Below are 10220 nucleotides of genomic sequence, written 5' to 3'. Positions count from 1 at the left end.
GACCACGCGGTCCCGGCCCTGCGCCGGGACGGCGACCACGGCCCGCTCCTCGTCGTCGGCGCGGTCTACCTGGGCTGCGCACTGGCGTCCGGCCGGCTCCAGTTCCAGTTCGTCATCGCGGCCGCCCGCATCAACCAGCGGGTCCTGATGGAGCTGCGCGGGCGGATCTACCGCCACGCGCAGGCGATCGACGTCGACTTCCACGACCGCTACACCTCCGGCCGCCTCATCTCCCGCTCCACGACCGACGTCGAATCGCTGCGCGAACTCCTCGACGAGGGGCTGCAGGAGCTGCTCGCGGTCGTCCTGTCCGTGGTCTACATCCTGGTCATGCTGTTCTGGCTCGACCTGGGGCTCGGAGCGGCGGCGCTGGCCAGCTTCGTGCCGCTCGCCCTGCTCGTACGGGAATTCCAGCGCCGCTCCATGCGCGTGTACCGCATCCGGTCGACGGCGATCGCGGCCGTCATCGTGAAGTTCGCGGAGACCGTGGGCGGCATCCGGCCCGTGCAGACGTTCCGCCGTGAGCGGGCGAACGACGCGGCCTTCGCCGAACTCAACAGGCGTCACCGGAAGGTCAACGGCGACTCGCTCCTGGAGATGGCGCGCTACGTCGTCCTCTCCCGGTTCACCGCGAACGTGGCGGTCGCGGTCATCGTGCTCTGGGGCGCCTACCGCGTGGCCGGGCAGGAGCTGGCGCTCGGCGTGCTCGCTGCCGCGGCGCTCTATCTGCGCAGGCTCTACGACCCGATCGACCGGCTCGGGATGTTCCTCAACTCCTATCAGTCGGCGGCGGCTTCGCTGGAGAAGATCGCCGGGCTGCTGGCCCAGCAGCCCTCCGTGCCCGAACCGCTCGCGCCCCGCGAGCTGCCCTCCCCCGCGGCGAGCGGGGAGAGCGGCCCCACGGGCGCGGGCCCGCAGGGGCGCGAAGTCGTCTTCGACCGCGTCTCCTTCAGCTACCGGACAGGCGGCGAGGTGCTCCCCGCGTTCGACCTGACGCTGCCCGCCGGGCAGACCGTCGCGGTGGTCGGTTCGACCGGCGCGGGCAAGTCGACCCTGGCCAAGCTGCTCGCCCGCTTCTACGACCCCACCTCCGGACGCGTGCTCCTCGACGGGGTCGACCTGCGCGACCTGGAGAGCGCTCAACTGCGCCGCGGCGTCGTCATGGTGACCCAGGAGGCGTTCCTCTTCTCGGGCACGGTCGCGGAGAACATCGCGATCGGGCGGCCCGACGCCACCCGCGAGGAGATCGCAAACGCCGCGAAGGCCCTGGGCGCCCACGACTTCATCACCGCCCTGCCGGACGGATACGACACGGACGTACGCAAGAGGGGCGGACGGATCTCCGCCGGTCAGCGGCAGTTGGTGGCCTTCGCCCGTGCCCTGCTCGCCGACCCGGCCGTGCTGATCCTGGACGAGGCGACGTCGTCGCTCGACGTCCCCGGTGAACGGGCCGTGCAGCAGGCGATGCTGACTGTGCTGCGCGGGCGTACGGCCGTGGTCATCGCTCACCGGCTCTCGACCGTGGAGATCGCGGACAGGGTGCTCGTGATGGAGGGAGGCCGGATCGTCGAGGACGGCTCTCCGGCCCGACTCGTGGCCGGAAGCGGCCGGTTCGCGGGTCTGCACCAGGCGTGGCGCGAAAGCATCGTCGAAGGTCTGCCAGGCCGGACTGCCAGCGGTCCAGACCACTGAGTCGCCCTGTGACCTGGGGAGGTGTCAACTCCTCGGTGAGCGGCGTCCGTTATCCGGTGCATCCGTGTCGGACCAACGGACAAAGATCTGGTCAAGCTGTGAGCACTCTCTGCCTGAAACGGTGACATGCACACCTGCGCGATGGCAGGGTGAGCTTTGTTACTCGTGCGTTCGGATGGGGTACATCCTTTCGCATCGCAGTTCTGCCCGGACGGTGCCACAGGTCGTCGTCCGGCCCCCACGGCAGAAGGAGCCACCTAGTGAGATCGTTCAGCAGGAAGCAGCGGATATCCGCTTTCGCAGCCACCGCCGCGCTCGTCGTGGCAGGCATCACCGCGGGTACGGCCACGGCCGGCCCGACCGAGCAGGACTCCGGCATGAAGGCTGGCGCCACAGCCGCGAAGCTGACTGCTTCCCAGAAGACCAGCCTCATCAAGCAGGCTGACTCCAAGACCGCGAAGGCCGCGGACGCCAAGGCCCTCGGCCTCGGCTCCAAGGAGAACCTCGAGGTCAAGGACGTCGTCAAGAACAAGGACGGCGCCACCCACGTCCGCTACGCGCGTACCTTCGACGGTATGCCGGTCCTCGGCGGCGACATGGTCGTGCACAAGTCCAAGTCGGGCAAGCAGACCGGTGTCACCAAGTCCACGAAGGCCGAGATCAAGGTCTCCACCCAGGGCGTCAGCGCCGCCGCGAAGCCGGCGACGCCCAAGGCCGAGGGCAGCAAGGCCCCGCGCAAGGTCGTCTTCGCGATGACCGGCAAGCCCGTGCTGGCCTGGGAGACCGTCAAGGGCGGCCTCCAGAAGTCCGGTGCGCCGAGCCAGCTGCACGTCATCACCGACGCCAAGTCCGGCAAGAAGCTCATGCAGTACCAGGGCATCCACGAGGCGGACGGCACCGGCGCCAGCATGTACAGCGGTGAGGTCAAGCTCACCACCGGTGGCTCCGACGGCAAGTTCACGCTGAGCGACGAGACCCGTGGTGGCAGCAAGACCACGAACCTCGAGAACAGCGAGAGCGGTGACGGCAAGGACTTCACCGACGAGGACAACAAGTGGGGCACCGGCAAGGCCGACGACCCCCAGACCGCGGCTGTGGACGCGCACTACGGCGCCCAGCAGACCTGGGACTTCTACAAGGACGTCTTCAAGCGCGAGGGCATCGCCGGTGACGGCAAGGGTGCGCCCAGCCGCGTCCACTACGGCGACAACTACGTCAACGCCTTCTGGGACGACAGCTGCTTCTGCATGACCTACGGCGACGGTGAGGGCAACAAGGCCCCGCTCACCTCGCTCGACGTCGCGGCCCACGAGATGTCGCACGGCGTCACCTCCACGACCGCGGGTCTGGTCTACGCGGGCGAGTCCGGCGGTCTGAACGAGGCCACCTCCGACATCTTCGCGGCGGCGACCGAGTTCCACGCCCCGGAGAACAAGGAGGACGTGGGCGACTTCCTCGTCGGCGAGGAGATCGACATCAACGGTGACGGCACGCCGCTCCGTTACATGGACAAGCCCAGCCAGGACGGCAACTCCCTCGACGAGTGGAGCGCCAACGCCGGTGACGTGGACGTGCACTACTCGTCCGGCATCGCCAACCACTGGTTCTTCCTGATGTCCATGGGCAGCGGCAAGTCCGAGCTGAACGGCGTCTCGTACGACTCGCCGACCTCCGACGGCTCCACGATCAAGGGCATCGGCATCACCAAGGCCCAGGAGATCTGGTTCAAGGCGCTGACCGAGAACATGACCGAGAACACGGACTACAAGGCGGCCCGTGAGGCGACCGTCAAGGCGTCCAACGACCTCTTCGGTGCCGACAGCGCCGAGACCAAGGCAGTCGAGGCTGCCTGGACGGCCGTCGCGGTCAAGTGACCTCGAACAGGTGGTTGACGGGGCTCCCGTAGTCCCACTGCTCACCTGACTCACGTTGAACGCCGACGGGGCGGGCATCGCGCGCGATCCAGCGCCGCGACACCCGCCCCGTCGTCGCGTGCACAGCCCTGTGCGTTGTCGAGGCCCAGCGGGGGCAGCCGGTGCTCCGTCGCCGAAGCACCGGGCGGACGGGCCGAGTTCGCACCGCGGGCCGCGGGGCCGCGCGGACACGAGGCCGAACTCCCGTCCTCACGGGCCCGGTTCACGCAGCCGGCCTGGAGGAATGACGAACGGCCCCGACCTCGCCCCACCGAAGGGTGCGTACCGCGCATTGGGGAGGAGCTCCGCCCCACCTGCCACATCCCTCACCTGTCCGGCACATCCGGCGCCGGGCGCGCCCGGTGCGGAACGGCATGTGAAAGCGTCTGCTCCGACCCTCGACCCGTTCGTCATCTGCTCCTAAGCTTCTGGCTCCCGGGGCAGGGGGGAAGACCGTCCACACGTCTCCTCGCACCGACGCGTGCAGGCCGGCGTAGTGGCATGCAGCGAACGCGGAGGTGAGCGAAGAGCAACGGTGCGGGCCTTCCCGGGCCCAGGGCGCGCTCGCCCCCTGCGGGGTGATGCGTGGCGACGCACATCGCGATGGGTTTCTGACCAGCTCCCGTACGCCGGCGTCGCTGGAACCGTGCTCCGGTCACGTCGTTCCAGTCCCGCACACGCAAGCGGTCACGATCCACGAAGGAAGGTTGCGTCGTGACGGCGTATCAAGACGTCCCCGGCACGGGGATCGCCCCGCCGCCGGAATGCCCCGCACACGCCGGTGACGCCGTGCCGCTGAGCGGCCCCCGGTTCGAGACCGCACCCATGGAGCTGTACCGCGAGATGCGGCGTGACCACGGTTCGGTCGTGCCGGTGCTGCTCCCGGCGGACATACCGGCCTGGCTCGTCATCGGCTACCAGGAGATGTACCAGGTCACCAACGACTCCGCGTGCTTCCCACGGGACTCGGGGCTGTGGAACCAGTGGGACAACCTCCCGCAGGACTGGCCGCTCCGGCCGATGATCGGCCAGCGGCAGCCGTCCATCTACTACACGGTGGGCGCGGAACACCGGCGGCACCTTCAGATGGTGCAGAGCGCTCTGGACAACGTCAGCCCTCTCGAACTGAACAAGCACTGCGAAGAGTTGGCCGACCAGCTGCTCGACACCTTCTGCGCGAGCGCCGAGGCGGACATCATCGCCGACTACGCCAAGCCGCTGCCCATCCTGGTCCTCGCCCGCATCCTCGGCTTCCCCGACTCCGAGACGCCCGCTCTGAGCAAGGCGATGAGCGACATGGCCGACGGCGGTGCGGACGCCCTGGAGGGCTTCGGGCAGTTCGCCGCGATGATGCACCAACTGGTGGCCGTCAAGCGGGTCTCGCCCGGCCCCGACGTCACCTCCTGGATGATGGCCTACCCCGACGGGTTCACCGACGAGGAGTACGCGCTGGACCTGATGGCCATCACGGCCGCGGGCCACCTGCCCACCTCGGACTGGATCGGCAACTCGGTGCGTCTGATGCTGACCGACGACCGGTTCGCCGCCTCTCTCACGGGAGGCCGGCGCAGCGTCCCCGAGGCGATGAACGAGGTGCTGTGGGAGGAGACTCCCACCCAGATACTCGCCGGGCGCTGGGCCGCCTGGGACACCTGGCTCGGCGGCCAGCGCATCCGCGCCGGCGACCTGCTGCTGCTCGGCCTGGCCGGCGCCAACGCCGACCCCAAGGTGCACGTGACCACGGCCGGGGCCGAGACCGGTCTGAGGGGCGGCAACAGCGCCCACTTCGCCTTCAGCCACGGCGAGTTCCAGTGCCCGTTCCAGGCGCAGGAGATCGCCGAGACGATCGTCAGGGTCGGTATCGAGGTCCTCCTCGACCGGCTTCCCGAGATCGAACTGTCCGTGCCCGCCGAGACGCTGACCCGGCGGCCGTCCGCGATCCAGCAGGGGGTGACCGCTCTGCCCGTACGGTTCTCCCCCTCTCCTCCCATCAAAGGCACACAATGAACCACTCCGCCTCCGGCCCGTCCGCGCATCACGAGCAGATGTCCGCCGCACCCACCGGTGATGCGGCGGGCGGATGCCCGATCGTGCTCGATCCCATGGTGCGGAACCTGAACGAGGAGACTCGGCGGCTGCGCGAGACCGGCACTCTCGCGCGCATCGAACTGCTCGGTGTGCCCGCCTGGTCGGTCACCCGGCACGCGGAGGCACGACGGCTGCTGACGGACCAGCGGCTGGTGAAGGACATCAACCGGTGGACCCTGTGGCGCACGGGCGAGGTCACGGACGAGTGGCCGCTGATCGGCATGATCGACGCCGGGCGCTCCATGTTCACCGTGGACGGCGCGGAGCACCGGCGGCTCCGTACGAAGACGGCACAGGCGATCACGCCACGGCGCCTGGAGGAGATGCGGCCGGTGATCGAGAGCATCACCGGCCGGCTGCTGGACGATCTCGCCGCGCAGGGCGCGGACGGCGCGGTGGACCTGAAGTCCGTCTTCGCGCTGCCGCTGCCGATGTCGGTGATCAGCGTGCTGATGGGTGTGGACCCGGCGCTGCATCCGCGGCTCCACACCCTCTACAAGGCGTTCTTCTCGATGCTGACGCCGCAGGACGAGCGCCTGGCCGTCATCGCTGAACTCGACGCGATCTTCACGGAGATGACCAGGGCTCGTACGGCCGATCCGACGGATGATCTGACAAGTGCTCTGATTCTTGCGGACGAAGGCGGCGACCCGCTCACCGAGGAAGAGGTCGTCGGCAACCTCAAGGCGATGGTCGCAGCAGGGCACGAGACGACGATCGGCCTGATCCTCAACGCCGTGCGCGCGCTGCTCACCCACCCCGGCCAGCTGGACATGGTGCTGGACGGCAAGATCGGCTGGGACGCGGTGATCGAGGAGACGCTTCGCTGGGACACCCCCTCGACACACCTGCTGATGCGTTTCGCCACCGAGGACATCGAGGTGGACGGCGGCGTCATACGCGAGGGCGAAGGCGTGGTGCTCTCCTACCGCGCCATCGGCCGGGACCGCGATCAACACGGGCCCGACGCCGACGAGTTCGACATCACCCGCCCCACCCCCATCAAGCACATGGCCTTCGGCCACGGCCCGCACATCTGCCCGGGAGCGGCCCTGTCGCGGCTGGAGGCGAGCATCGCCCTTCCGGCGCTCTTCGCCCGCTTCCCGGATCTCCAGTTGGCCGTACCGGTCGAGGAGATCGTGAACCAGCCGGTGCTGACGCAGAACGACCTTCAGTCCTTCCCGGTCCGCCTGCACGCCGTTTGAGGGCGTGCTCCAGGCGGGGAGCCGTGCGCCGGGGTCACCTCGGGCTCTCGGGACCTCCACGGCCGGCCCCGGGTGAAGCCCACGTGCCGGCATGTGCCGGGGCACGAACAGGGCCTTGCGGCAACAGAATCCGGAGAGGTCCTCGACGGCCGCCGATGCGACCCTCTTATGTGACCGGGCCCGGACCGGCACCTGAGACGTGGTCGCGGAGGACCGAATCCGCGCCCCGGAAGCGCTCAGTTCATCCCGCCCGGCCCCACCGGCCGTCGCACCGCGCGCACATCGGCGCGAGTGGGCCCGCCCTGCCTTCGCGGCCTCCGGCCGGGTGAACGCGCGGGGGCCCCGGCGCCTTCACGACAGGGAAGCACCGGACAGAGCGGATACAACAGGCATAAAGCCCGTGAGCCGCACTCCATCCCAGGTGAAGACATGATCGGTCGCATCCCCGTCCTCGACGTCCAGCCGCACATCGACTGCGGACGTCATCCGGCGAAGGCAGTTCCGGGCGAGACGTTCCTCGTCTCGGCGACGGTGTTCCGCGAGGGACCCGACGCGCTCGGCGCCAACGTCGTGCTCCGTGACTCGACGGGCCGCTGCGGCCCGTGGACGCCCATGCGCGAACTGGCGCCCGGAACGGACCGGTGGGGAGCGGAGATCACCCCGGACAGCGAGGGGAGATGGACCTACGCCGTGGAGGCGTGGTCCGACCCGGTCGCCACCTGGCGGCGCAAGGCGAGGATCAGGATCCCCGCCGGCATCGACACCGAACTCACCCTGGAGGAGGGCGCCGTCCTGCACGAGCGTGCCGCCGCCCAGGTGCCCAGGAGCGGGGGCAGGGAGGACATCCTGGCTGCGGCGGAGGCCCTGCGCGCACGGACCCGGCCCGTCGCCGCCCGCCTGTCGGCCGCCCTGACGCCACGGGTGCTTGCCGTGCTGGATGCGCACCCGCTGCGGGAGCTGGTCAGCGCGACGCGTCCGCTTCCGCTCCAAGTGGAGCGCGGTCGGGCCCTGTTCGGGGCTTGGTACGAGATGTTCCCGCGCTCCGAGGGCGCGGTGCTCACCGAAGGGGAGCCGCCCGTCCCGGGTACGTTCCGCACCGCAGCGGAGCGCCTGGACGCCGTCGCCGCCATGGGTTTCGACGTCGTCTGCCTGCCTCCCGTGCACCCCATCGGCGACACGGCCCGCAAGGGTCCCAACAACGCGCTGTCCGCCGGCCCGCACGACGTCGGCTCCCCCTGGTCGGTGGGTTCCGGCGCCGGAGGCCATGAGGCGCTGCACCCGGACCTGGGGACGCTCGAGGACTTCGAGCACTTCGTGGGACGTGCCCGGTCGCTGGGGATGGAGGTGGCTCTCGAATTCGCCCTTCAGTGCTCCCCGGACCACCCATGGATCAAGGAGCATCCGGAGTGGTTCCCGCACCGTCAGGACGGCACGGTCGCCCTCGCCGAGACCTCCCCGCACGCGCAGGCGCAGACGCAGACGCAGACACATCAAGACGTCCATCCGCTCGCCTTCGACCAGGACCCGGACGCCTACCGTGCCCTGGTCCACGAGACGCTCGGTCTGCTGCGCCTGTGGATGTCACGCGGGGTGCGGATCTTCCGGATCGACACCCCGCACACGAAGCCGGTCGGCTTCTGGGAGAAGGTCATCGGTGAGATCAACCGCTCCGACGCCGATGTGCTCTTCCTCGCCGACGCGTTCACCCGCCCCGCGATGACGCACACGCTCGCCAAGGTCGGATTCCAGCAGTCCTGCACCGACTTCACGTGGCGCGACACCAAGCAGGAGCTGACGGCGCATCTGACGGAGCTCTCCGGTCCGGCCGCCTCCTACCTACGCCCGAATTTCCACGTCAACACCCCGGACGTCCTGCCCACTGCTCTCCAGGAGGGCGGCCGCCCCGCCTTCGAGACGCGCGCCGTGCTGGCGGCCACGCTTTCGCCGGCCTGGAGCGTGTACGCGGGCTACGAGCTGTGCGAGGCCACACCGCTGCGCCCCGGCAGCGAGGAGTACCTGGACTCCGAGAAGTACCAGCTGCGCCCGCACGACTGGGAGGCCGCCGAGCGCTCGGGCGCCTCGATCGCCCCGCTCATCGGGAACCTCAACCGGATCCGACGCAGCCGTCCCGCCCTGCGCCAGCTCCGCTCCATCACCTTCCACCATTGCGACAACGAGCAGGTCATCGCCTTCTCCAAGCACTGCGACATCCCGGATGAGGACCCCGGCACGGACGCGGGCACCGACGCCGTCGTCGTGGTGGTCAGCCTCGACCCGCGCAACGTCCAGGAGGGAAAGGTGACTTTGCGCGAGGAGACCCTCGGGAGATTCGGTCTCACGGCTGCGCAGAGCAGCGGAGCCGAGACGTTCCCCGTACGCGACGAGCTCACCGGCCGCACCCACCGCTGGGGCAAGGAGAACCACGTACGCCTGGAGCCGGGGGGCGAGCACCCCGCAGCGCACATCTTCACGATCCGGCCCGACCGGGCCGACCCGGAGAACAGCCACCCATGAGCGTCGACGATCCCGTCCACGAGAGGTTCGAGGGCGCGCCCGCCGAGGGCCGCCATCCGGAGTGGTTCGGGCGAGCCGTCTGAACCTCCTCTCCCGCCGGCCGACCTCAACTTCGAGGACCCGTCGCGCTCGCACGAGTCCGCAAGCGAGTTCCCCACGCGGGTGCGCGTTCCTCGATCGGTGCGCGACGAAGCCGATCAGTCGGCGGACAACGCCGTCGACTGCTTCGGCGACAGGCCCGGCTCCCCTCGGACGGGGCACGGCTCCCGGAGCGGCCGGGCCCCGTGCCCTGGGGTGAAGATCGCCGACACGGCTCGTACAGCCGGACATGGAACGGCACGATTCGGGACAATCTGCGTGCTTTCCATCTACCCGGGAGAGGACGCCAGACGTCATGTCGGAATGTTCCTTGTCCCTCAGAGCCCTTCGGACGAGTGACGGTCCGCAGGCCGCCGCAGTCCCCGGCGCCTCAGGGTGGTGCGCTCCCCTCGCGAGCCCGACTCCCCCGCGTTCTCAGGGTCGTTGTCGTCCTCCCCGGCCCTCCCGGCGCTCCGGACCCCCGGTCTCCATCGCAGGCGGTACGTCGCCGGTGCCTGCTCCGTCAACCGTCGACGTCGTCTTCAGGAGGTACCGACCGTGACCGCGCCTCAGCCGCCCGACTCCACGGGGCGGGTTCAGCCGCACGTGCCCGCCACTTTCCTCTCCGGACGTGCCGGCAGCAGCACTGACAAGAGACGTCAGGGATGGGCGCTGGCCGCCCTGACCGGGCCGTCGGCCGCTCCGCCCGGCAATGCGCCCGATTGGACGG

At 69.7% G+C, this 10220-nt stretch carries 5 protein-coding genes; all 5 read left to right on the top strand.

What is annotated here, in order from left to right:
- On the top strand, positions 1–1692 hold a 1692-nt coding region (locus H5J26_RS24050; RefSeq protein WP_181768044.1), incomplete at its 5' end, for an ABC transporter ATP-binding protein.
- 260 nt (positions 1693–1952) lie between these two features.
- Positions 1953–3566, top strand: a complete 1614-nt coding sequence (locus H5J26_RS24045) for a M4 family metallopeptidase (RefSeq protein ID WP_181768043.1) — start codon at positions 1953–1955, stop codon at positions 3564–3566.
- An 864-nt stretch (positions 3567–4430) separates the two neighbouring features.
- A complete protein-coding gene (locus tag H5J26_RS24040; RefSeq protein WP_210771700.1) occupies positions 4431–5612 on the top strand; it encodes a cytochrome P450 in 1182 nt (393 codons plus the stop codon).
- Positions 5613–5650: 38 nt separating this feature from the next.
- Positions 5651–6898 (top strand): cytochrome P450 family protein, encoded by a 1248-nt coding sequence (locus H5J26_RS24035; protein WP_181768045.1) that lies wholly within the window; start codon positions 5651–5653, stop codon positions 6896–6898.
- A 429-nt stretch (positions 6899–7327) separates the two neighbouring features.
- Positions 7328–9412 (top strand): maltotransferase domain-containing protein, encoded by a 2085-nt coding sequence (locus H5J26_RS24030; protein WP_181768041.1) that lies wholly within the window; start codon positions 7328–7330, stop codon positions 9410–9412.
- Positions 9413–10220 lie beyond the last annotated feature (808 nt).

Origin of the sequence: Streptomyces albidus (ex Kaewkla and Franco 2022), from assembly GCF_013870515.1 — a bacterium.
Classification (GTDB): domain Bacteria; phylum Actinomycetota; class Actinomycetes; order Streptomycetales; family Streptomycetaceae; genus Streptomyces; species Streptomyces albidus.
This window is presented reverse-complemented; position numbering and strand designations above follow the sequence as displayed.